Origin of the sequence: Pseudomonas silesiensis, from assembly GCF_001661075.1 — a bacterium.
Lineage (GTDB): Bacteria > Pseudomonadota > Gammaproteobacteria > Pseudomonadales > Pseudomonadaceae > Aquipseudomonas > Aquipseudomonas silesiensis.
Map to the genome: position 1 here is coordinate 1,479,093 of NZ_CP014870.1, position 21,388 is coordinate 1,500,480.

A 21,388-nucleotide genomic window follows, 5' to 3' on the forward strand; every position below is an offset into this window, starting at 1 on the left:
CCCACAACCACAACAAAGGCAACAGGAGTATTTTTTTCATGAGTTCATCGACCGCCGGGCCAAGCGCCGGGCAACTGGAAACCCGGGGCATCGAACCGGTGCCGGAGGCGGAGTGCAACGGTCATCCGCTGCAACTGTTCTGGGTCTGGTTCGCCGCCAACATTTCCATCCTCGGCCTGCCGCTGGGTGCGACCCTCGTGGCGTTTCGCGGCCTGGCGATCTGGCAGGCGGTCATCGTCGCGATCCTCGGCGCCGCCGGTTCGTTTGCGGTGGTCGGCATCATCTCCATCGCCGGTCGTCGGGGCCGGGCACCGAGCCTGACCCTGTCGCGAGCGATCTTCGGCGTACGCGGCAATATCGGCCCGACCCTGGTCTCGCTGATGTCGCGCCTGGGCTGGGAAACCGTCAACACCACCACAGCCGCCTTCGTGCTGCTGTCGCTGTGCTCGATCCTGTTCGGTTCACCGGTGGAAGCCAAAAGCGCACCGCTGCTGACGCTGGTGTTCATCGCGATTTTCGTGCTGCTGACGTTGTCGGTCTCCGGCCTCGGCCATGCCACTTTGCTGGTGATCCAGAAGTGGGCGACCTATGTATTCGGTGCGCTGAACATTCTGGTGGGCGGTTTCCTCTGCGCCACCATCGACTGGAGCGCGGTATTCAACGCCACGCCGGCACCGCTGAGCGCCATGATCATCGGCATCGGCACCATGGCCGCCGGCACCGGCATCGGTTGGGCCAACGCCGGTGCCGATATGTCGCGCTACCAGCACCGCAGCGTCAAGGCCGTGCGCCTGGTGGCGTCGGCGGCGTTTGGTGCGGGGATCCCGCTGGTACTGCTGATCACCCTCGGCGGGCTGCTGTCGGTGGGCAACAACGACCTGGCCTCGGCCACCGACCCGATCGTCGCGATCCGCGACATGCTACCGACCTGGATGGCCGTGCCGTACCTGATCACTGCATTCGGCGGGCTGCTGCTGTCGAACAACCTGTCGGTTTATTCCGCCGGCCTGACCACCTTGACCCTCGGCCTGAAGGTCAAGCGAGTCTATGCCGTGGTGGTCGACATCGTCGCGATCTTCGCCGGTTCGATCTACTTCATGCTGATTGCGGACAGCTTCTACGGTCCGTTTATTACCTTCATTTCGCTGCTGGCGGTGCCGATCACGGCGTGGGTCGGGATTTTCGTGGTCGACCTGCTGCACCGTCACTACTACAGCCCCAAGGATCTGCTGGACGTCAGCCCGAGCAGTGCCTACTGGTACCAAGGTGGCGTCGAGTGGCGTGCGTTTGGCGCGTGGGCGTTGGCGATCGTGCTGGGTTTCAGCTTCACCACCATCGGCACGACGGCAGAAAACGTCTGGTTCAAGGGCTTCCTGTCCGACTCGTGGCTGGGACATAACGGCCTCGGCTGGATCGTGACCTTTGTAGTCGCCGGTGGCATTTACGGGGTTCTCGGTGGGGCGAAAGATCGTCGCGCCGCGCGGGTCGAGAATGCTCATGCCTAGATTGCTGCACACCGGCCAGGTCATCATCGACCTGGTCATGGCCGTGGATAAACTGCCCCAGCCGGGCGGGGACGTGCTGGCGCAATCGGCCCGTTTCGAAGCCGGTGGCGGCTTCAATGTGATGGCTGCCGCCCAGCGTAACGGGTTGTCGGTGGTTTACCTGGGCCGCCACGGTACCGGACGCTTTGGCGATCTGGCCCGTGAGGCCATGAATGCGCAAGGCATCCGCATCGGCATCGCCGACCGCGCCGGGCGCGATACCGGGCTGTGCGTCGCGGTGACGGACGCGTCGGCCGAGCGCAGTTTCATTTCCTACATCGGCGCCGAGGGCGAGTTGACCGTCCAGGACCTGGCGAGTGTGCCGGCCGAGGCGGGTGACTATGTCTACGTCAGTGGCTACAGCCTGCTGCATGTCGGCAAGGCGCAGGCGCTGGTGGATTGGGTGCTGGCGTTGCCGGGCGGGATCAAGGTGGTGTTCGATCCGGGTCCGCTGGTGGAGGCGCCGGATGCGCCGTTGATGCAGGCTTTGCTGCCGCGCATTGATGTATGGACCAGCAACCGTGTCGAAGCGCTACGGTTTACCGGGGCACTGGACATCGGCGAGGCATTGGACCGGTTGGCTGTACATCTGCCGACCGAGGTTCTGACGGTGGTCCGCGATGGGCCGCAAGGGTGCTGGTTCAGTCAGCGCGGCGAGCATCGGCATGTGCCGGGGTTCAAGGTCGAGGCGGTGGACAGCAATGGTGCCGGGGATGCGCATGCCGGGGTGTTTGTGGCCGGGTTGGCGCAGGGGTTGTCCGCGGGGGAGGCGGGGCGGCGGGCGAATGCGGCGGCGGCGCTGGCGGTGACCCGGTGGGGGCCTGCTACTTCGCCGGGGGCGGCTGAGGTGGATGCATTCATCAGCAAGACCTACGGCGCCTGATCTACCGCTTTCGCGAGCAGGCTCGCTCCCACAGGGTTCTGTGTCGACCATCCAAATCTGGTCAGACGCAGATCCACTGTGGGAGCGAGCCTGCTCGCGATGGGGCCCTTGAATCCAACACAAAACCCGGGCGTCAACCCGCCTTGCGCAACGCCTGCTTACGCATGCCCGACCTCCCCGGAATCTTCTTCGCCGAGCACGGCTGCAACCTGATCCGTCGTGTCAGGCGTCCAGCTTGCGCGCTGCTTCAACCCCGGCAGCACTGAGTTTTATCGGCAGATTCAACGAATGCTCACCGTCCTCGTTGCAGACCACATGACCATGCTGAATCAATCCGCGCTCCTGCAGCGTGGCGAGGGCGCTGGCCACGACTTTCTCTCCCCGGTAATTATCCAGGACCTCCTTGCCCAGCCCACTCGGATGGGCGTGCAACAGGCGGGTCAGGACTTCTTTTTCAAGGTTTTTGTCGACGTTCATGCTTACCTCTTTATCAAGTGGATAAGTTATGCAAGTGGATAAGTCGTTCGCGTGGGCGAACTATTGGCTGGCACCGCCTTCGGAACCACCGGTGGTGGTTTTCGAGCCGATGCCGGTGTCGGCGTTATCGGGTGTCCGGGTGTCCGGCTGGTTCATCCCACCTTGACGGCCCGCGTCGTTACCCTGAATCCGAGGGTCGGTGCCCGTGGAGGGCGGCAGGCTGCTGTCGAGGCCCGTACCGTTGGTGTTCATGGCGGGTGCGCTTTGGATGGCGGGGGCTTTAGGGCTTTCGACCGGGTTGGTCGGGCCGGTGCCGGAGGCAGTGTTGGCTGCAAAGGCGGCAGAGGACATCAGGAGGGCAAGAGCGAGGGCGGACAACCGGGACGTGAGCATACTGGTGTCTCCATTTTCTATTCAGAGTCCTTACTTGATATTGGGCCGCCGCCGATCCGGATTGGTGCCTGAGGAACGACGAACGGTTCAGGTCTGCTGTCGCGCCGGTCAAGTCTCCTGGCCAAAGGGATTTTCTAATGTGACGAGCGTCGCTTGTGGACTTAGTATGGCGTTTTCAACTTTGACGAAGGCACGTCCATGACCATCGAGATCCGCCCGGCGACCCCCAGCGATGCACCGCAAATCCTCGCGTTCATCACTGAACTGGCCGACTACGAACGTGCCCGTCACGAGGTCATCGCCAGCGTCGCCGACATCGAGCGCAGCCTGTTCAGCGAAGGCGCCACGGCCCATGGTCTGATCTGCCTGCGCGACGGCTCGCCGATCGGCTTCGCGGTGTTCTTTTTCAGTTATTCCACCTGGCTTGGCAGCAATTGCCTGTACCTCGAAGACCTCTACATCACCCCGCAACAGCGCGGTGGTGGCGCGGGCAAGACCTTGCTGCGCCATTTGGCAAAAATCGCCTGCGCCAATGATTGCGGGCGGTTCGAGTGGAGCGTGCTGGACTGGAATAAACAGGCGATCGAATTCTACAAATCCCTGGGCGCGCAGCCGCAGGAGGAGTGGGTGCGGTATCGGATGGATGGGGCGGTGTTGCGGGATTTTGCCGAGGGTAACTGAACACACGCGCCACGCTTAAAGGGTCGCAGCCTTCGGCAGCTCCTACAGATCCGGTGTGTGCCGCACACTCCCTGTAGAAGCTGGCGAAGGCTGCGATCTTTTTTTGTCTTCTCCCAATATATGGGATGTGTATTTATATATTGAGATTTTGTGCCGTCCGGGTTTATAGTCCAGCTCACTCACTGCCAAAAAACAAAACAGGTGAATCGATGCTGGCGCAATTGATCGCGCTCGATTGGGGGACAACCTCATTACGTGCTTACAAACTGGGCCAGGATGGCCAAGTGCTCGAACAGCGCTCGCTGTCGTCGGGCATCATGCAGCTGCCCAAAGCGCCACGAGTCGTCGCCGGCCGGGAATGCACCAATGGTTTTGAACTGGCCTTCGATGAGGCCTGCGGTGACTGGCTCGACGCGCAGCCCGATGTGCCGGTGATTGCCTGCGGCATGGTCGGCAGCGCCCAGGGCTGGCATGAAGCGGCCTATCGCGATACCCCGGCAAACGTCGCCAGTCTCGGCACCTCCCTGCACACCCTGCGCAGTACTCGCGGAGTCGATGTGCACATCGTGCCGGGCGTTATCCAGCGCTCGCCGTTACCGAATGTGATGCGCGGCGAAGAAACACAAGTGCTGGGCGTGCTGCAAAACCTGCCATCGGATGGCGGCGACGATCTGTTGATCGGCCTGCCGGGCAGTCATTCGAAATGGGTGCAAGTCGCCGATGGCTGCATCGTGCATTTCGATACTTTCATGACGGGTGAAATCTTCGCCGTACTCAGCGAGCACAGCATTCTCGGACGCACCCAGCAACGTGGTGCGCCTTTCGATGACGCCGCCTTCGATCGCGGGGTGCAAGTGGCCTTGTCGGCGGACGGCGAGATCGGTCCGCTGTCGACCTTGTTCAGCGCCCGCAGCCTGGGGTTGACCGGCGAACTGAGGGCCAGTGCGCAGCCGGACTACCTCTCCGGCCTGCTGATCGGCCATGAGCTGTCGGCCTTGGCCAGCGTGCAGCGCCGGCGCCGCAACAGTGTGCATCTGCCCTCGATCATCCTCATCGGCAACACCCAACTGTGTACCCGCTACAGCAGGGCCCTCGACGCCTGCGGTTTCGCCCGGGTAACCCTGGCCGAGCAGGCCACCGAACGCGGGTTGTGGCAGTTGGCGCTTGCCGCCGGACTGATCACCGCAAACCCATCCCGTTAAACCTGACTGGAGGTCTGACATGCTCAAGCAAGCACTGGCGCAAAACGGTCTGATCGCGATCCTGCGCGGCCTGCATCCACAAGAAGCGGCCGCCATCGGCGAAGTCCTGTACGCCGCCGGATTTCGTGTCATCGAAGTGCCGCTCAATTCCCCCGAGCCGTACGACAGTATCCGCATCCTGCGCAGCACCTTGCCTGCCGATTGCCTGATTGGCGCGGGCACGGTGCTGACGCCGGAGCAGGTCGAGCAAGTGAAAGCCGCAGGCGGCCAGGTGATCGTCATGCCCCACAGCGATCCCAAGGTGTTGCGTGCAGCGAAGGCGGCGGGGTTGTTCCTGTCGCCCGGTGTGGCAACGCCGACCGAAGCCTTCGCCGCATTGGCCGAAGGGGCGGACGTGCTGAAGATGTTCCCGGCCGAGCAGATGGGGCCCGCCGTCGTCAAAGCCTGGCTTGCCGTATTACCTGCCGGAACGATTCTGGCGCCGGTCGGTGGAATCACGCCGGACAACATGCAGGTGTTTATCGACGCGGGCGTCAAAGGCTTCGGCCTCGGTTCCGGGTTGTTCAAACCGGGCATGACGCCTGAAGACGTGGCGCTTAACGCCAAGGCTTATGTGGCTGCCTGGAAAGCCCTTCGCTAAGACAGTCTGGCGCTGCGAGCGCTGTATCTAATAAGAGAGACAACATGAAAATTACCAAACTCACCACCTTCATCGTTCCGCCGCGCTGGTGCTTTCTCAAGATCGAAACCGACGAAGGCGTCACCGGTTGGGGCGAACCCGTGGTCGAAGGCCGCGCCCACACGGTGGCTGCCGCCGTCGACGAATTGTCCGACTACCTGATCGGCAAAGATCCACGCAACATCGAAGACATCTGGACCGTGCTCTACCGCGGCGGCTTCTACCGTGGCGGCGCGATCCACATGAGCGCGCTGGCCGGTATCGACCAGGCGCTGTGGGACATCAAGGGCAAGGCCCTTGGGGTGTCGGTCAGTGATTTGCTGGGCGGCCAGGTGCGGGACAAGATCCGCGTCTACTCCTGGATCGGCGGCGACCGGCCGGCGGACACCGCTCGCGCAGCGAAAGAAGCGGTCGCGCGGGGGTTCACGGCGGTGAAAATGAACGGCACCGAAGAGCTGCAGTTCCTCGATTCCTTCGAGAAAGTCGACCTGGCCCTGGCCAACGTCGCCGCCGTGCGCGACGCGGTGGGCCCGAACGTCGGCATCGGCGTCGACTTTCATGGCCGGGTGCACAAGCCCATGGCCAAGGTGCTGATGAAGGAACTCGACCCGTACAAACTGATGTTCATCGAAGAGCCGGTGCTCAGCGAAAACTACGAAGCGCTGAAAGAATTGGCGCCGCTGACCAGCACCCCGATTGCCCTTGGCGAGCGCTTGTTCTCGCGCTGGGATTTCAAGCGCGTGCTCAGCGAAGGCTACGTCGACATCATCCAGCCCGATGCCTCCCACGCCGGCGGCATCACCGAAACCCGCAAGATCGCCAACATGGCCGAGGCCTACGACGTGGCACTGGCGCTGCATTGCCCGCTGGGCCCGATTGCGCTGGCGGCGTGCCTGCAACTGGACGCGGTCTGCTACAACGCGTTCATCCAGGAGCAGAGCCTGGGCATTCATTACAACGAGAGCAACGACCTGCTGGATTATGTCAAGGATCCACGGGTGTTCGACTACGACAAAGGCTTCGTCAAGATCCCCAACGGCCCGGGCCTGGGGATCGAGATCAACGAGGAATACGTGATCGAACGCGCGGCCGTCGGCCACCGCTGGCGCAACCCGATCTGGCGCCATGCCGATGGCAGTTTTGCCGAGTGGTGATCACGGCGTGATCCCCGTAGGAGCGAGGCTTGCCCGCGAAGGCCACGCCTCGGTCTATCTGACTGTCGGCGGCGCCATCACTGACGCCTTCGCGGGCAAGCCTCGCTCCTACAGGGGGCAGCGCAAATCTTCAGCACGATCTCAATAAATATAAAAAGAGGCACCCCCCATGCAACCGCAAACCCTCACCGGGCAGGCGTCGTTGGTGACGCCCAGCCGCAAGCGTTTTTTCATCATGGTCCTGCTGTTCATCACCGTGGTGATCAACTACCTGGACCGCAGCAACCTGTCGATTGCCGCCCCGGCGCTGACCAGCGACCTGGGCATCGATCCCATCCATGTCGGGCTGATCTTCTCCGCATTCGGCTGGACCTACGCCGCCATGCAGATCCCCGGCGGCTGGCTGGTGGATCGGGTCCCGCCACGGATTCTCTATAGTGTCGCGCTGTTGTTATGGTCGATCGCCACGGTGATGCTCGGCTTCGCCGCCAGCTTCATCGCACTGTTCGTCTTGCGCATGGCGGTCGGTGCGCTGGAAGCGCCTGCCTATCCGATCAACAGCCGTGTGGTCACTACCTGGTTTCCCGAACGCGAGCGCGCCACCGCCATCGGTTTCTATACCTCCGGGCAGTTTGTCGGCCTGGCCTTCCTCACCCCGGTACTGGCCTGGTTGCAGCACCGATACGGCTGGCACATGGTGTTTGTCAGCACCGGTGCGGTGGGCATTCTCTGGGCGGTGATCTGGTACGCGGTGTATCGCGAGCCACGGGATTTCAAGGGCGCCAACGAGGCTGAAATCGAGCTGATCCGCGAGGGCGGCGGGCTGGTGGATATCCAGGCCGAAACCGCGAAAGCCAAGGCGAAATTCAGCTGGGTCGACCTCGGCATTGTCCTGAGCAAGCGCAAGCTCTGGGGTATCTACCTCGGCCAGTTCTGCCTCAACTCGACACTGTGGTTTTTCCTGACGTGGTTCCCGACCTACCTGGTGAAATATCGCGGCATGGACTTCATCAAGTCCGGCCTGTTGGCGTCGCTGCCGTTTCTCGCCGCCTTTGTCGGCGTGCTGTGTTCGGGGTTTTTCTCTGACTGGTTGATCCGGCGCGGCTACACGGTGGGTTTTGCCCGCAAGTTGCCGATCATTGGCGGCCTGCTGATTTCCACCTCGATCATCGGCGCCAACTTCGTCGAGTCGACACCCCTGGTGATCGCCTTCCTCGCGCTGGCGTTTTTCGGTAACGGGCTGGCCTCGATCACCTGGTCGCTGGTGTCGACCCTGGCCCCGGCGCGTTTGTTGGGGCTGACCGGCGGGGTGTTCAACTTCATCGGCAACCTGTCGGCCATCACCACGCCTATCGTCATCGGCTTCCTCGCCACCGGCAATTCGTTCGCCCCGGCCATCACCTATATCTCGGTGCTGGCGTTGATTGGCGCACTTTCCTACATCTTGCTGGTGGGCAAGGTCGAGCGTATCAAGTTGTAGTTGCAGCCGTCGGGCGACCATAATGCCGCCCGTTCACTCGCTCAACGGTAAAGGCTGGATATGCAGGAAGACGCCCCGAAAATCGCCAAGGACGCCGCACCGACCGGCACCCAGACACTGCTTCGCGGCCTGGGTGTGGTTCAGGCCGTGGCCAGTGGCGCCCGTGATCTCAAGGAAATCGCCCGGCTGATCGGCACCACGCGCAGCACCACCCATCGTCTGGCCAGCTGTCTGGTGGATGAACGTTACCTGCGAGTGGTGCCGCAAATCGGCTATCTGTTGGGGCCGAAGCTGATCGAACTGGGGTTCCAGGCGCGCGAAGAACTGCCGTTGGTAACCCTGGCCGGGCCGTACCTGGATCAGCTGTCGGCATTGACCGGCGACACCATTCACCTGGCGATTCGCGAAGGCGACGAGGTGCTCTATCTGCACAAGAATCCGGGACGCAATGGCCCGGAAATGCGTTCGCGGGTCGGCCACCGCATGCCGTTGGCGCGTACCGGGATCGGCAAGGCGCTGATGCTGGATGACACGCAGGAAGAATGGCAGCGGCTGTACGAAGTCAGCCTGCCGGCAGGTGGGAAAAATCAGTTCTGGCCGCAGCACCCGGAGCAATCCTGGGAGCAGTTTCAGCAGCGCATGCTCGAGTATGTCGCGGGCGGTTACGCCTTCGATCTGGAAGACAACGAACCGTCGATCCGCTGTGTGGCGGCACCGATCCGCGATGCCAGCAAGCGCATCGTCGCTGGCGTCAGTATCGCCAGCACCGTGCCCTACATGCCGCTGGACAAAATGGCCGAGCTGATCCCCCTGATCAAAGGAGTCACAGCCCGGCTGTCGGCGGAGTTGGGCCTGAAGGTTTAGACCTTCAACGTCGCCATGTCGATCACGAAGCGGTACTTCACATCACCGGCGATCATGCGGCTGTAAGCCTCGTTGATCTGGCGGATGTCGAGCATTTCGATGTCACAGGTGATGGCGTGCTCGGCGCAGAAATCCAGCACTTCCTGGGTTTCGGCAATGCCACCGATCAGCGAGCCGGCCAGTACGCGACGGCTCATTACCAATTTGCCGGCATGCACCGGCGGCTCCACCGGTTCGATCAGGCCCACCAGAATGTGCACCCCGTCGAACCGCAGGGTGTCGAGGTAGGGATTGAGGTCGTGCTGCACCGGAATAGTGTCCAGCAGGAAGTCGAAATGACCGGCCGCCGCTTTCATCTGTTCGGCATCGGTGGACACGATCACATGGTCCGCACCCTGACGGCGAGCTTCTTCGGCCTTGCTTGCCGAGCGGGTGAACAGCGTCACTTCGGCGCCCATGGCCTTGGCGAACTTGATGCCCATGTGGCCGAGGCCGCCCATGCCGAGAATGCCGACCTTGTCGCCAGCCTTCACCCCGTAGTGCTTGAGTGGCGAGTAGGTGGTGATGCCGGCGCAAAGGATCGGCGCGGCGCTGGCCAGGTCGAGTTTTTCAGGGATGCGCACGACGAAGTGTTCGCTGACCACGATGCTGTCGGAATAGCCGCCCATGGTGTTGCTGCCATCGATCCGGTCCGGGGTGGCGTAGGTCATGGTCGGGCCTTCGAGGCAGTATTGCTCGAGATTCGACTGGCAGGCTTCGCAGTTGCGGCAGGAATCGACCATACAGCCGACGCCGACCAGATCGCCGACCTTGTGTCGGGTGACGTTCGCACCGATGGCGGTCACTTTGCCGACGATCTCGTGGCCGGGCATCAGCGGGTACACGGCAATACCCCACTCGTTGCGTGCCTGGTGGATGTCGGAATGGCACACGCCGCAGTAGAGAATATCGATGGCAACGTCGTCGGCCCGTGGGCTGCGGCGCTCGAATTTTACGGGGGCGAGGGGAGTGGTGGCCGATTGGGCGGCATATCCGATGGCGGTGTACATGAGGAACCTCGCATTAGCAGTGACAGGTGAGGTGGCGCATTTTGGGCGCCGGGCCTGCCACCGGCCATGGCGATTCCTCCGGGTGTCATGCCTAATCCTCCGGCTTGCGCCGCGGCGGACTCGCATTGGCCATCAGACCTGCGATGATGCTTTCATCCCGATTCCATGACTTTTTCTGCGACTTTTTTGTGAAGAGCGGCCCATGCTGTTGACCCGTCATCTCGATGCCAATGCCACCCTGGTTTCATTGATCCAGCCGCTGACCACTCGCGATGGTTTCGCGCCCACCCCATTGCCGGGTGTTCAGGTTTTGCGCGCCAGTTGCGATGTGGCCCGAGGCCCGCAGATCTACGAACCGAGCCTGGTCATCATCGCCCAGGGCAGCAAACTGGCGTATCTGGGGCCGCGTACGCTGGAGTACGGCGCCGGGCATTATTTGATTCAGGCCTTGCCGGTGCCGTTCGAGTGCGAGACGTTTTCGGCGCCAGATGGCCCGATGCTGGGCGTTTCCATCGCGATCGACCGTGTGTTGCTGGGCGAATTGGTATTGGCCATGGGGCTGGTGGCGGGACGCACGATTGCTGCGCAGACGCCGGAGTCCATGACCTCGGCAGTGCTCGATGATGCGATGCGCGGGTGTGTCGAGCGGCTGTTGCGTTGCCTGCACGATCCGCTGGAATGCCAGGTGATGGGACAGGCCCGATTGCGCGAATTGTTGTTTGTCGCCTTGCGCGGACCGCAAGCCGATGTGCTGCGGGCGCTGGTAGAGCAGCAGGGCCAGTTCGCCCGGATCGCGGCATCGCTCAGTCACCTGCATGCGCATTACACCGAGCCGTTGAACGTCGAAACCCTGGCCGGCTGCGCGAACATGAGTGCGTCGACCTTTCACGAGCATTTCAAGCGCAGCACCTTGTTGTCGCCGGTGCAGTACCTGAAGCGTTTGCGTTTGCTCAGGGCCCAGCAGTTGTTGCTGGGCGAAGGGTTGGGCGTAGCGCAGGTGGCGCATCGGGTGGGGTATCAGAGCACGTCGCAGTTCAGTCGTGAGTACAAGCGCTATTTCGAGCGCAGTCCCGGCGATGAACGCGCCGCCTGATACACCGATAATCCCCATGTGGGAGCGGGCTTGCTCGCGAAAGCGATGTGTCAGTCGACATCAATGTTGGATGATAAACCGCTTTCGCGAGCAAGCCCGCTCCCACATTGGTTTGGTGGTGATGCCTGGATTTCGGGCAACAAAAAGGCCCCCGTTTCGGGAGCCTTGATGTTCAGACGTTTGACTTACATGTTCGGATAAGTCGGTCCGCCGGAGCCTTCCGGCGCCACCCAGGTGATGTTCTGTGCAGGGTCCTTGATGTCGCAGGTCTTGCAGTGAACGCAGTTCTGGGCGTTGATCTGGAAGCGCTTCTCGCCGTCTTCTTTGGTCACCACTTCATACACACCGGCCGGGCAGTAACGCTGGGCAGGCTCATCGTACAGCGGCAGGTTCTTGGCGATCGGGATGCTCGGATCGGTCAGCTTCAGGTGGCAGGGCTGTTCTTCTTCATGGTTGGTACCGGAGATGAACACCGAGCTCAATTTGTCGAAGCTGAGCTTGCCGTCCGGTTTCGGGTAGTCGATCTTCTTGCAGTCCGCCGCGAGCTTCAGGCACGCGTAGTCCGGCTTGGTGTCGTGCAGGGTGAACGGCAGTTTGCCGCCGAAGATGTTCTGGTCGAGCCAGTTGAAGCCACCGCCGACGATCGCGCCGAATTTGTGGATCGCCGGGCCGAAGTTGCGGCTGGCGAACAGTTCCTCGTGCAGCCAGCTGTTCTTGAAGGCGTCAACGTAGGTGGTCAGCTCTTCGGTGCCGTCTTTTTCAGCAAACAGTGCGTCAGCCACGGATTCAGCGGCGAGCATGCCGGACTTCATGGCTGTGTGGCTGCCTTTGATCTTGGCGAAGTTCAGGGTGCCGAGATCGCAACCGATCAGCGCGCCGCCCTTGAACACCATTTTCGGCAGCGAGTTCAGGCCACCCTTGCAGATGGCGCGGGCGCCATAGCTGATGCGCTTGCCGCCTTCCAGGTACTGCTTGAGCACCGGGTGATGCTTGAGGCGCTGGAATTCGTCGAAGGGCGACAGGAAGGTGTTGCTATAGGACAGGTCGACGATCAGGCCGACCACCACCTGGTTGTTTTCCAGGTGATAGAGGAAGGAGCCACCGGTGTTCTCGGTGCCCATGATGTCCAGCGGCCAACCGGCGGTGTGCACCACCAGGCCAGGTTGATGCTTGGCCGGATCCACTTCCCAGATTTCTTTGAGGCCAATGCCGTAGTGCTGGGCGTCGGCCTCGCTGTCGAGGTTGAAACGCTTGATCAGTTGCTTGCCGATGTGGCCACGGCAACCTTCGGCGAACAGCGTGTACTTGCCGCGCAGTTCCATGCCCGGGGTGTACAGGCCTTCTTTCGGCTGACCTTCGCGGTCGACGCCCAGGTCGCCGGTGATGATCCCGCGCACCACGCCGTTCTCGTCGAACAGCGCTTCCTGGGCGGCGAAGCCCGGGTAGATTTCCACACCGAGGTTCTCGGCCTGCTGGGCCAGCCAGCGGCACAGGTTGCCCAGGGAGATGATGTAGTTGCCTTCGTTGTGCATGGTCTTGGGCACAAAGAAGTCAGGGATTTTCTGCGCGTTGTCGGCGTTCTTGAGTACGAAGATGTCATCGCGGGACACCGGCGTGTTCAGCGGCGCGCCCAGTTCCTTCCAGTCCGGGAACAGTTCGTTCAGGGCGCGGGGTTCGAAGATCGCGCCGGAGAGAATGTGTGCGCCGACTTCGGAGCCTTTTTCGACCACGCAGACGCTGATTTCCTTACCGGCTTCGGCGGCCTTCTGTTTCAAGCGGCAAGCGGCGGAAAGACCCGCGGGGCCGGCACCGACGATGACCACGTCGAATTCCATGTATTCGCGTTCCACAGGTTATCTCCTACTCAAGGCTCAACAGTTTTTTTTCTAATTGGAGGTTGGGTGTCGCATCCATGAATGCCTGCACGAGGCAGGAAAAGGACAATCGAATAAACCACCTTTCTCTCTAAGGTGGCGCATTATATCTACACCACTCCCAGCGTCCAATACAAACGTTTGTTTGAATCGGCGCAAAGCCAGAGAAATCAAAGTCACGCGGCTAATGACTGGCCATTTTGCCGTATTGACCGGAATAGGTGTTCCGGTCAAGATACGGGCGGTTTTGCGCTCGCCGTAGGCTGACTGTTGGTTTCAAGAGCACCTCTAAAGACAGGGCGGTGGCAAGTTCAAGGTGATGCGTTTGCGACCCCTGGGGCGCAGTTTACACGCCGCGATAACGAATGACTTGTCGGTCACCACTGACGAACGGTCTTCAACCTCGTGAGCAAGGTTCACCTGATTCACCTGCCAGCGTTTTTAGAGGTGCCCTTGCGCCGATGAGTAACAAACCGCCAGGTTCGCCTAGGCGACTTCTTTTCACCGGAGAGTAACGAGGAATCCATGAAGGTTCTTGTAGCTGTCAAACGCGTTGTGGATTACAACGTCAAGGTTCGCGTCAAGGCGGACAATTCCGGCGTCGACCTCGCCAACGTCAAGATGTCGATGAACCCGTTCTGCGAAATCGCAGTGGAAGAAGCCGTACGCCTGAAAGAGAAAGGTGTTGCGACTGAAATCGTCGTCGTCTCCATCGGCCCGACCACCGCTCAAGAGCAACTGCGCACCGCGCTGGCTCTGGGTGCCGATCGCGCCATCCTCGTCGAATCCGCTGAAGATCTGACTTCCCTGGCCGTTGCCAAGCTGCTCAAGGCGGTTGTCGATAAGGAACAGCCACAGCTGGTGATCCTTGGCAAACAAGCCATCGACAGCGACAACAACCAGACTGGCCAGATGCTCGCTGCACTGAGCGGCTACGGTCAGGGCACCTTCGCGTCGAAAGTCGAAATCAGCGGCGACTCCGTTGCTGTGACTCGCGAAGTCGACGGCGGCGCGCAGACGGTTTCCCTGAAACTGCCGGCCATCGTCACCACCGACCTGCGTTTGAACGAGCCGCGTTATGCGTCCCTGCCAAACATCATGAAAGCCAAGAAGAAGCCGCTCGAAGTGCTGACTCCGGACGCTTTGGGTGTTTCCACCGCCTCCACCAACAAGACCGTGAAAGTCGAAGCGCCGGCTGCACGCAGCGCGGGTATCAAGGTCAAGTCGGTGGCTGAACTGGTCGAGAAACTGAAAAACGAAGCGAAGGTAATCTAATCATGACTATCTTGGTAATCGCTGAACACGACAACAAGGTTGTGGCTCCTGCCACCCTGAATACCGTTGCTGCTGCCGCCAAAATTGGTGGCGACATTCACGTTCTGGTCGCTGGCCAGAATGTGGGTGCTGTTGCTGAAGCCGCTGCAAAAATCGCTGGCGTGGCTAAAGTGCTGGTGGCCGACAACGCTGCCTACGCTCATCAACTGCCGGAAAACGTTGCTCCTCTGGTTGCCGAGTTGGGCAAGGGCTACAGCCACATCCTGGCTGCCGCCACTTCCAACGGTAAAAACATCCTGCCGCGCGTTGCCGCTCAGCTGGACGTTGACCAGATCTCCGAGATTATCTCGGTAGAAAGCGCCGACACCTTCAAGCGCCCGATCTATGCCGGTAACGCCATTGCTACCGTTCAGTCCAACGCTGCGGTGAAAGTGATCACCGTGCGTGCTACCGGTTTCGACCCGGTTGCCGCTGAAGGTGGTTCGGCTGCCGTTGAAGCCGTTGCCGCTGCCCACGACGCTGCGATCTCCAGCTTCGTCGGCGAAGAACTGGCCAAGTCCGATCGTCCGGAACTGACCGCTGCCAAAATCGTCGTTTCCGGCGGCCGCGGCATGCAGAACGGCGACAACTTCAAACACCTGTACGCCCTGGCCGACAAGCTGGGCGCTGCCGTCGGTGCTTCCCGCGCCGCGGTCGACGCAGGTTTTGTACCCAACGACATGCAGGTCGGTCAGACCGGCAAGATCGTTGCTCCACAGCTGTACATCGCGGTCGGTATCTCCGGCGCGATCCAGCACCTGGCCGGCATGAAAGACTCCAAAGTGATCGTTGCGATCAACAAGGACGAAGAAGCGCCGATCTTCCAGGTGGCCGATTATGGCCTGGTGGCGGATCTGTTCGAAGCGATCCCTGAGCTGGAGAAGCTGGTCTAATCCAGCGGCTTCACTTATAAAGAGCCCGACCTTTTGGTCGGGCTTTTTTTTTCGCTTTTTTCCTGTGTAAGAGCAAGCTTGCTCGCGATGGACGTTAACGATAATGCGTTCTGTCTGAATAAACGCGTTGCCATTGAGACCATCGTCGGAACGCCGCCCGGAGCAAGCTCGCTCCTACAGGAGATATAACCGGGTTAGGGGAGTGTACCGCCATGGAATTGCGCCGCATGTTCAGTTGGTCAATGCTGTTGGGCCTGACGGTGTTGCCGATGCTGTCTGTTGCCGCAGGCAAGTGCGAACGCCTGGTCGTCACCGGCAGTCCGGACGCACCCCCTTACCTGTGGCAAGACCCGCAGCACCCCAAACGGCTGATCGGCGCTGGTGCCGATCTGTTGCAGCAGGTGGCGGGGGAGTTGGGGATCAAGGTCGAACTGCTGTACGCCGGCAAACGCTCCCAGGCTTGGGACGAAGTACGCAGTGGGCGCATGGACATGCTGGCCGATGCGCCGTTGACGGTCAGTGGGCTGGAATCCCTGGATTACATTCATCCGCCATTGCTGGAAAACGATTACCTGGTCTGGACCCGAAAAGACTCGGCACTGGTCTACAACCAGGTGCAGGACCTCCACGGTCATCCTGGCGCTTTATCGGAAAAGGCCCGTTTGACCCCGGCATTCGGCACCTTCGCCGAGCAGCAATTGACCCTCGCGCGCACGGCCAATCTGACCCAGGCTTTTCAGAAGTTGCTGTTGGGCGAGGTGGAATTCGTCCTGGCGGGACGCTATTCGGGCATGGCGGCCGCGCAGTCACTGAGCATGGCCAATGACCTGGTCGCGCGTCCTCAACCGGCCGACAAACCCGGTCTGTTCCTTGCGGTCTCCCACAACTCCGCCTGCAACGATCCGTGGTTACGCGGACAGCTGGCTAAAAAGATGACAGAATTGGCCGCGTCCGGACTGACGGAAGCTGCATTGCAACGCAATGTCGAGCGCTGGAAGCTGCAGCAGCAACGACCCGCCAGTACCCCAAAACAGTAGGGATTTTTAGTGAGTATCCGACCTCTTTTCGCTGCCCTGGCCGTTCTGGCTCTGGCGGGTTGTGCAGCCGATCCGGCGCCGAATGAACAAATACGCCTGACCGAACAGGCGCTTGTACAAGCAAAAGCCGTGGGTGCCACCGCCGACGATGTGCCGGAGTTGAAACTGGCTGAAGAAAAATTCAGCCGTGCCCAGGGCGACATGGTCGATCAATCCTACAAACATGCGCGCATGCGGGCCGAACAGGCCGAGCTGGATGCGCGCCTGGCCGAAGCCCGGGTCCTGACCCGCAAGAGTGAAGAACAGTTGAACGTGCTCAATACCCGCATCACCCGTTTGCGCAAGCAACTGGGAGATGCCCAATGAGCTTCGATTGCAAAGTACTCGGGGGTTTGCTCCTGGTAGCCTGTGCAGGCCTTCAGGGCTGTGCCGGTCAGCACAGCGAGGCCGCGTTGCAGCAGGCGGGCGTTGATTTCCAGAAGGTCAAGGAAGACTCCAACGTCCTGCGAATTGCGCCCAAGGACGTGATTCGCGCCGGTGAGTCCCTGGCCCGCGCCGATCGCCTGTCCAGTTACTGGGGCAGCGGATCCGACGTGCAGCATTACGCTTACCTGAGCCAGCGCTACAGCGAAATCGCCCGTGAACACACCAACCAGGTGCTCAACGAAGAGCGCGCGGCGAAGCTTGAGCTGGAGCGTCAGCGCCTGCAACTGGCCTTGCGCGAATCCAAATTGCTCAGCGTGCAACAACAGGGCAAGTGGCTCGAAGAACAGATTCTCGCACTGGCCACCACCCAGACCGACCGTGGCCTGGTGATGACCTTGGGCGATGTGCTGTTCGATACCGGCGAAGCGGAATTGAAAAGTTCGGCCAACCGCGTGGTGTTGAAGATCGTGCAGTTCCTGCAGCTCAACCCCAAGCGCGTCGTGCGCATCGAAGGCTACGCCGACAGTACTGGCGGCAAGCAGGAAAACCTCAAGCTGTCCCGCGACCGTGCGCAATCGGTGGCGAACGTGCTGATGGACCTGGGCATCGACGACAAACGCATCCAGGTCGAAGGCTACGGCGATGAATACCCGGTGGACGTGAATGCCTCGGAACGGGGGCGCGCGCAGAACCGTCGGGTGGAAATTGTGTTCTCCGATGAAAACGGCCAGCTGGGCGCTACCCGCTAAGGGTTGCGTTACTGGAAAGCCCGGCCTGCCCAGCAGCGCCGGGTTTTTTTGCGCCTGACAATCGTTAGCGCCATGCCAATAAAGCAGTACAGATTTTGCTGACACTGGACTGTACTGTCGACTATTGTGGCAACTGTCCCCGTACACTTCTAAACTGTTCCGGTATTGTTTCACACAAGAATAAAATGCCCGTGAAATCGAGTGCTGCGTCATGACCAATCTTTTGCTTTACCAACGTATTGCTCAACAACTGGCTGAAGACATCCGCCGGGGTGTCTATCAACCGGGGGAACGCGTGCCTTCGGTACGCAAGATGAGCTCGCAGCTCAACGTCAGCCATGCGACGGTGTTGCAGGCCTACGCCAATCTCGAGGATCAGGGGCTGATACGTGCCCGGCCGCAGTCGGGCTACTACGTGCACCAGACCCCCGCGCTGACCGCGCCGACGCCGGACATCGCCAGGGTCGAGCGGCCCGGCCTGGTCACCCGCAGCAGCATCATTCAGCAAGTGTTGGTCGAATCCCGCCGCGAGGGCGTGTTCCCCTTGGGCGCAGCGGTACCGAGCGTCGATTATCTACCGGTCAGGGCGCTGCACCAGCAGTTGGCCAAAGTCACCCGTTTCCATAGTCCGCGGGCATTCAGCTACATGTTCAGCCCCGGGTTCGAACCCTTGCGGCGCCAGGTGGCGATTCGCATGCGTGATGCCGGCGTGGTGGTCGATCCCTCGGAAGTGGTCATCACCCACGGCTGCGTCGACGCCCTGCAGATGTCTCTGCGCGTGCTGACCCGGCCGGGCGACTTGATCGCCGCCGAGTCGCCGACCTACTACGGCTTGTTGCAGCTGGCTGACTTGCTGGGCCTGAAGGTCATCGAGATTCCCAGCGATCCAGCAACCGGCATGAGTCTCGAAGCCCTGCAACTGGCAGCCAACCAGTGGTCGATCAAGGCGCTGGTGCTGACCACTCGTCTGAGCAATCCCTTGGGCGGCACCATGCCCGAAGAGCGCCAGAAGCAACTGCTGCGACTGGCCTCGGATTTCGATATCCAGGTGGTCGAAGACGATATCTACGGCGAACTGATGTTCGAGCAGGGTCGCACCAAGGCGCTCAAGGCCTACGATCGGCTGGATCGGGTGATCTATTGCTCGAGCTTCTCCAAAACCCTGTCGCCGGGCGTGCGAATCGGCTGGATGATTGCCGGCAAGTACCAACAGGAAATCCAGCGCTTGCAGACCTTCAGCACCCACTCGGCCTGCAGCGTCACCCAGATGGGCATTGCAGCGTATCTGGAGAACGGTGGTTACGACCGGCACTTGCGCTACATCCGGCAGGAGTACCGCAAGAACCTCAGCGCCTTCCAGTTGGCGGTGCAACAGCATTTTCCCGAAGGCACGCAGATGACCCGGCCGACCGGCGGCTTCATTCTGTGGGTCAGTTTGCCGGGAAGGGTCAACACTCAGGAACTGCATGTGCGCGCATTGCAACAGGGCATCAGCATCGCGCCAGGGCTGATTTTCAGTAACACCGAACAGTTCAATCACTGCATTCGCCTGAACTGCGGCATCCCCTGGAACCGTGAAGCCGAGCGTGCATTGATGACCCTGGGCATGCTCGCCACCCAACTCTGTCAGGAGATGGCCGGCGGTTTTTGACGGGTGGACAGGCTGTGCTTGTCTTGTTGCGTGCAACAGGCCAGCATATGACTCCTGCCGTTTGTGCCGTTGGGTCCATGAAAGCGATTTTCCCCGCCGTGTGGCTGTCGATATGCCTGCTGATGACGTTTCCGGTGGCAGGCATCATGGCAGCTCCCGTCCCGGAAAAACCGGCAGCCAGCGCCACCTCGAAACAACCGGCACCGACCAGGAAGGCCGCAGCGACCAAGGTCAAAAAGAAAGCGGCCAAAGTGAAGAAACGCGCGCCGATTGCCTCCAAGTCCAAATCCGCCAGTGAAGTGGCGAAGATCAGGCTGCCTTCGGCCGATCTGGATTTGAGCCTGCCCGAGGAGATGGCCGAGGAATTCAAACCCATCGGGTCGGTACCCTTGCCGCGGCGCGATCCCGTACTGCCGCAAATGTTCGGCGACAAGGCCGACAGCACACCGTTCCAACTCAACGGCAGGCTGATCAGTAACGAAATGCAGTTACAACTGCGTAATGAGGAGCGCCGGGACGTGGAAGGCGCTGCGCTGGAGTTCGAGTTCAAGAGGTAATTGCCGCCATCTGTGACCCGTTGGCCAGACACTTTGTCGGAGACTGGTCAGTCACGTTCGTTTGAGCGAAAAAACCGGATCCAGGTAATTTAAAACGACCGTTTTAGCGGTTACCCTGTGCCTCGTCTTTAACCCATCGCCCGTCGCGAGGAGCTCGTCGTCATGAAATGCCGTGAAGGCTGTGGCGCCTGTTGCATTGCCCCGTCCATCAGTTCAGCGATTCCCGGCATGCCCAATGGCAAGGCCGCGGGAGAACGCTGCGTTCAACTCTCTTCAGAAAACCTGTGCAGTATTTTCGGCAAGGCGGAACGTCCCGCCGTGTGTTCGGCATTTGCAGCCGATGCCGAAGTGTGCGGAAACAGCAGTGAGGAAGCGATCAAATTGCTGGGATGGTGGGAGCGAATGACGGCGGCGTGATGGGGTCAACGAACGGAACTTCAACAATAAGGAATAAGATTATGGGTTCGCTGCATCGTATGGCTGTGCTCTGTGGGTTGACGGTTGTGCTGGCCACATCGGTCGCCCAGGCCGAAGACTGGAAAGTCGCCAAGAACGAAGACGGGATCAAGATCTCTCTCAGTGAAGTGGCTGGCTCCGATTACAAGGCTTACCAGGGCGTCACCCTGATGAAGACCACCATTGCCAAACTGCGTGCCTTGCAGGAAGACCTGCCAGGCACTTGCGCCTGGATTCACGAATGCAAGAGCCTGAAGTTGCTCAAGCGCGAAGGCAATCAGAGCTGGACCTACACCCAGTTCAATACGCCCTGGCCGGTTACCCCGCGTGACTCGGTGATGCATGTCACCACAGTCGAGGGCGCCGATGGCAGCCTGACCCGTAAACTCGAAGGCGTTCCGAAGTACCTTCCTGAGGAAAAAGGCTTCGTGCGGGTCACCAAGGTCGACGGTTTCTGGAAGTTCGTGCCCAAAGGCGACCAGATCGAAGTGATTTATCAGGTGCACACAGAGCCGGGCGGCAGCATTCCGTCGATGGTGGCCAACAAGTTTGTGGTCGATGCACCGTTCAATACCTTGAAAGCCCTGAGAGAACGTGCCGAGAAGTAATGGCCGCGCTCTTGATATAACGCCCCGATTTTTTCGGAGCGTTTGTTATTTGAGATCGAGGGTTACTTGATTCCTCGCGGATGTACCCCGATCAAACTGTAGGAGCCCGGCTTGCCGGCGAAGGCACCCTCAAGCCTTGCATCGCCCACGAGAACGCCTTCGCCGGCAAGCCGGGCTCCTACAGGGTTCGGCGTTTTTTTGGGGGGGCGGAACCCTAGGTAGCCGTTACCGCAGCAACGGATATGTACACAATCAAAACGGCATCAGATCTGGGAACTTTATTTTGTTTCCAGATATACGTTGCACAAAATTTTCACAACGCCT

The 21,388-nt window shown here is 60.6% G+C and carries 22 protein-coding genes; 18 read left to right on the forward strand and 4 right to left on the reverse strand.

The genetic code is table 11. The annotated features are described in order from the left end of the window. The first annotated feature begins 38 nt into the window (after positions 1 to 38). Both PMA3_RS06720 and PMA3_RS06725 read left to right on the forward strand, forming a co-directional pair. Positions 39 to 1,505 (forward strand): purine-cytosine permease family protein, encoded by a 1,467-nt coding sequence (locus tag PMA3_RS06720; RefSeq protein ID WP_064676426.1) that lies wholly within the window; start codon positions 39 to 41, stop codon positions 1,503 to 1,505. Continuing rightward, positions 1,498 to 2,427, forward strand: coding sequence for a PfkB family carbohydrate kinase (locus PMA3_RS06725; protein WP_064676427.1), 930 nt, complete (start codon positions 1,498 to 1,500; stop codon positions 2,425 to 2,427). Before PMA3_RS06720 ends, PMA3_RS06725 begins: the two co-directional genes overlap by 8 nt. A 222-nt stretch (positions 2,428 to 2,649) precedes the next feature. Here the strand turns inward: PMA3_RS06725 and PMA3_RS06730 are convergent, their stop codons facing one another. Beyond that, positions 2,650 to 2,904 (reverse strand): hypothetical protein, encoded by a 255-nt coding sequence (locus PMA3_RS06730; RefSeq protein ID WP_064676428.1) that lies wholly within the window; start codon positions 2,902 to 2,904, stop codon positions 2,650 to 2,652. Between the two features lie 60 nt (positions 2,905 to 2,964). Further along, complete coding sequence (locus tag PMA3_RS06735) at positions 2,965 to 3,297, reverse strand: hypothetical protein (protein WP_064676429.1); 333 nt, start codon at positions 3,295 to 3,297, stop codon at positions 2,965 to 2,967. A gap of 198 nt (positions 3,298 to 3,495) precedes the next feature. On the opposite strand from PMA3_RS06735, the gene PMA3_RS06740 reads away from it, so the two are divergent. The 6 genes from PMA3_RS06740 (at position 3,496) to PMA3_RS06765 (ending at position 9,357) form a co-directional block, all read left to right on the forward strand. Next, a complete protein-coding gene (locus tag PMA3_RS06740) occupies positions 3,496 to 3,978 on the forward strand; it encodes a GNAT family N-acetyltransferase (RefSeq protein ID WP_064676430.1) in 483 nt (160 codons plus the stop codon). Positions 3,979 to 4,187: 209 nt separating this feature from the next. Next, positions 4,188 to 5,180, forward strand: coding sequence for a 2-dehydro-3-deoxygalactonokinase (locus PMA3_RS06745; protein ID WP_064676431.1), 993 nt, complete (start codon positions 4,188 to 4,190; stop codon positions 5,178 to 5,180). A gap of 19 nt (positions 5,181 to 5,199) precedes the next feature. Then, complete coding sequence (locus PMA3_RS06750; RefSeq protein WP_064676432.1) at positions 5,200 to 5,820, forward strand: 2-dehydro-3-deoxy-6-phosphogalactonate aldolase; 621 nt, start codon at positions 5,200 to 5,202, stop codon at positions 5,818 to 5,820. Positions 5,821 to 5,864: 44 nt separating this feature from the next. Further along, complete coding sequence (dgoD, locus tag PMA3_RS06755; protein WP_064676433.1) at positions 5,865 to 7,013, forward strand: galactonate dehydratase; 1,149 nt, start codon at positions 5,865 to 5,867, stop codon at positions 7,011 to 7,013. A 169-nt stretch (positions 7,014 to 7,182) separates the two neighbouring features. Then, positions 7,183 to 8,493, forward strand: a complete 1,311-nt coding sequence (locus PMA3_RS06760) for an MFS transporter (protein WP_064676434.1) — start codon at positions 7,183 to 7,185, stop codon at positions 8,491 to 8,493. 60 nt (positions 8,494 to 8,553) lie between these two features. Continuing rightward, positions 8,554 to 9,357 (forward strand): IclR family transcriptional regulator, encoded by an 804-nt coding sequence (locus PMA3_RS06765; protein WP_064676435.1) that lies wholly within the window; start codon positions 8,554 to 8,556, stop codon positions 9,355 to 9,357. Here PMA3_RS06765 and PMA3_RS06770 read toward each other — a convergent pair. After that, positions 9,354 to 10,406, reverse strand: a complete 1,053-nt coding sequence (locus tag PMA3_RS06770) for an NAD(P)-dependent alcohol dehydrogenase (protein WP_064676436.1) — start codon at positions 10,404 to 10,406, stop codon at positions 9,354 to 9,356. The two genes, PMA3_RS06765 and PMA3_RS06770, sit on opposite strands and share 4 nt — an antisense overlap. 202 nt (positions 10,407 to 10,608) lie before the next feature. On the opposite strand from PMA3_RS06770, the gene PMA3_RS06775 reads away from it, so the two are divergent. Continuing rightward, positions 10,609 to 11,499 carry an AraC family transcriptional regulator gene (locus tag PMA3_RS06775; protein ID WP_064676437.1) on the forward strand — a complete coding sequence of 297 codons (891 nt, stop codon included), beginning with the start codon at positions 10,609 to 10,611 and terminating at the stop codon, positions 11,497 to 11,499. Between the two features lie 185 nt (positions 11,500 to 11,684). On the opposite strand, the gene PMA3_RS06780 is transcribed toward PMA3_RS06775, so the two are convergent. Next, a complete protein-coding gene (locus PMA3_RS06780; protein ID WP_064676438.1) occupies positions 11,685 to 13,349 on the reverse strand; it encodes an electron transfer flavoprotein-ubiquinone oxidoreductase in 1,665 nt (554 codons plus the stop codon). Positions 13,350 to 13,898: 549 nt separating this feature from the next. Here PMA3_RS06780 and PMA3_RS06785 point away from each other — a divergent pair. The 9 genes from PMA3_RS06785 (at position 13,899) to PMA3_RS06825 (ending at position 21,064) form a co-directional block, all read left to right on the forward strand. Beyond that, positions 13,899 to 14,648 (forward strand): electron transfer flavoprotein subunit beta/FixA family protein, encoded by a 750-nt coding sequence (locus PMA3_RS06785; protein WP_064676439.1) that lies wholly within the window; start codon positions 13,899 to 13,901, stop codon positions 14,646 to 14,648. 2 nt (positions 14,649 to 14,650) lie between these two features. Next, positions 14,651 to 15,580, forward strand: coding sequence for an electron transfer flavoprotein subunit alpha/FixB family protein (locus tag PMA3_RS06790; RefSeq protein ID WP_064676440.1), 930 nt, complete (start codon positions 14,651 to 14,653; stop codon positions 15,578 to 15,580). Positions 15,581 to 15,792: 212 nt separating this feature from the next. Further along, positions 15,793 to 16,617 (forward strand): substrate-binding periplasmic protein, encoded by an 825-nt coding sequence (locus PMA3_RS06795; protein ID WP_064676441.1) that lies wholly within the window; start codon positions 15,793 to 15,795, stop codon positions 16,615 to 16,617. A 9-nt stretch (positions 16,618 to 16,626) separates the two neighbouring features. After that, entirely contained in the window at positions 16,627 to 16,983 is a 357-nt protein-coding gene (locus PMA3_RS06800) for a DUF4398 domain-containing protein (RefSeq protein ID WP_064676442.1), read from the forward strand. Then, on the forward strand, positions 16,980 to 17,792 hold the full coding sequence (locus PMA3_RS06805) for an OmpA family protein (protein ID WP_064676443.1): 813 nt from the start codon (positions 16,980 to 16,982) through the stop codon (positions 17,790 to 17,792). Before PMA3_RS06800 ends, PMA3_RS06805 begins: the two co-directional genes overlap by 4 nt. A 211-nt stretch (positions 17,793 to 18,003) precedes the next feature. After that, positions 18,004 to 19,443, forward strand: coding sequence for an aminotransferase-like domain-containing protein (locus PMA3_RS06810; RefSeq protein ID WP_064676444.1), 1,440 nt, complete (start codon positions 18,004 to 18,006; stop codon positions 19,441 to 19,443). Between the two features lie 77 nt (positions 19,444 to 19,520). Continuing rightward, entirely contained in the window at positions 19,521 to 20,000 is a 480-nt protein-coding gene (locus PMA3_RS06815) for a hypothetical protein (RefSeq protein WP_064676445.1), read from the forward strand. A 162-nt stretch (positions 20,001 to 20,162) separates the two neighbouring features. Next, positions 20,163 to 20,417 carry a YkgJ family cysteine cluster protein gene (locus PMA3_RS06820; RefSeq protein WP_064676446.1) on the forward strand — a complete coding sequence of 85 codons (255 nt, stop codon included), beginning with the start codon at positions 20,163 to 20,165 and terminating at the stop codon, positions 20,415 to 20,417. A 41-nt stretch (positions 20,418 to 20,458) separates the two neighbouring features. Beyond that, on the forward strand, positions 20,459 to 21,064 hold the full coding sequence (locus tag PMA3_RS06825; protein ID WP_064676447.1) for an START domain-containing protein: 606 nt from the start codon (positions 20,459 to 20,461) through the stop codon (positions 21,062 to 21,064). Positions 21,065 to 21,388 lie beyond the last annotated feature (324 nt).

Excerpts from the sequence above, each read along its gene's own strand:
- PMA3_RS06720 (WP_064676426.1), top strand. The coding sequence starts at position 39 with ATGAGTTCATCGACCGCCGGGCCAAGCGCCGGGCAACTGGAAACCCGG.
- PMA3_RS06725 (WP_064676427.1), top strand. The coding sequence starts at position 1,498 with ATGCCTAGATTGCTGCACACCGGCCAGGTCATCATCGACCTGGTCATG.
- PMA3_RS06730 (WP_064676428.1), bottom strand. The coding sequence starts at position 2,904 with ATGAACGTCGACAAAAACCTTGAAAAAGAAGTCCTGACCCGCCTGTTG.
- PMA3_RS06735 (WP_064676429.1), bottom strand. The coding sequence starts at position 3,297 with ATGCTCACGTCCCGGTTGTCCGCCCTCGCTCTTGCCCTCCTGATGTCC.
- PMA3_RS06740 (WP_064676430.1), top strand. The coding sequence starts at position 3,496 with ATGACCATCGAGATCCGCCCGGCGACCCCCAGCGATGCACCGCAAATC.
- PMA3_RS06745 (WP_064676431.1), top strand. The coding sequence starts at position 4,188 with ATGCTGGCGCAATTGATCGCGCTCGATTGGGGGACAACCTCATTACGT.
- PMA3_RS06750 (WP_064676432.1), top strand. The coding sequence starts at position 5,200 with ATGCTCAAGCAAGCACTGGCGCAAAACGGTCTGATCGCGATCCTGCGC.
- dgoD (WP_064676433.1), top strand. The coding sequence starts at position 5,865 with ATGAAAATTACCAAACTCACCACCTTCATCGTTCCGCCGCGCTGGTGC.
- PMA3_RS06760 (WP_064676434.1), top strand. The coding sequence starts at position 7,183 with ATGCAACCGCAAACCCTCACCGGGCAGGCGTCGTTGGTGACGCCCAGC.
- PMA3_RS06765 (WP_064676435.1), top strand. The coding sequence starts at position 8,554 with ATGCAGGAAGACGCCCCGAAAATCGCCAAGGACGCCGCACCGACCGGC.
- PMA3_RS06770 (WP_064676436.1), bottom strand. The coding sequence starts at position 10,406 with ATGTACACCGCCATCGGATATGCCGCCCAATCGGCCACCACTCCCCTC.
- PMA3_RS06775 (WP_064676437.1), top strand. The coding sequence starts at position 10,609 with ATGCTGTTGACCCGTCATCTCGATGCCAATGCCACCCTGGTTTCATTG.
- PMA3_RS06785 (WP_064676439.1), top strand. The coding sequence starts at position 13,899 with ATGAAGGTTCTTGTAGCTGTCAAACGCGTTGTGGATTACAACGTCAAG.
- PMA3_RS06790 (WP_064676440.1), top strand. The coding sequence starts at position 14,651 with ATGACTATCTTGGTAATCGCTGAACACGACAACAAGGTTGTGGCTCCT.
- PMA3_RS06795 (WP_064676441.1), top strand. The coding sequence starts at position 15,793 with ATGGAATTGCGCCGCATGTTCAGTTGGTCAATGCTGTTGGGCCTGACG.
- PMA3_RS06805 (WP_064676443.1), top strand. The coding sequence starts at position 16,980 with ATGAGCTTCGATTGCAAAGTACTCGGGGGTTTGCTCCTGGTAGCCTGT.
- PMA3_RS06810 (WP_064676444.1), top strand. The coding sequence starts at position 18,004 with ATGACCAATCTTTTGCTTTACCAACGTATTGCTCAACAACTGGCTGAA.
- PMA3_RS06815 (WP_064676445.1), top strand. The coding sequence starts at position 19,521 with ATGAAAGCGATTTTCCCCGCCGTGTGGCTGTCGATATGCCTGCTGATG.
- PMA3_RS06820 (WP_064676446.1), top strand. The coding sequence starts at position 20,163 with ATGAAATGCCGTGAAGGCTGTGGCGCCTGTTGCATTGCCCCGTCCATC.
- PMA3_RS06825 (WP_064676447.1), top strand. The coding sequence starts at position 20,459 with ATGGGTTCGCTGCATCGTATGGCTGTGCTCTGTGGGTTGACGGTTGTG.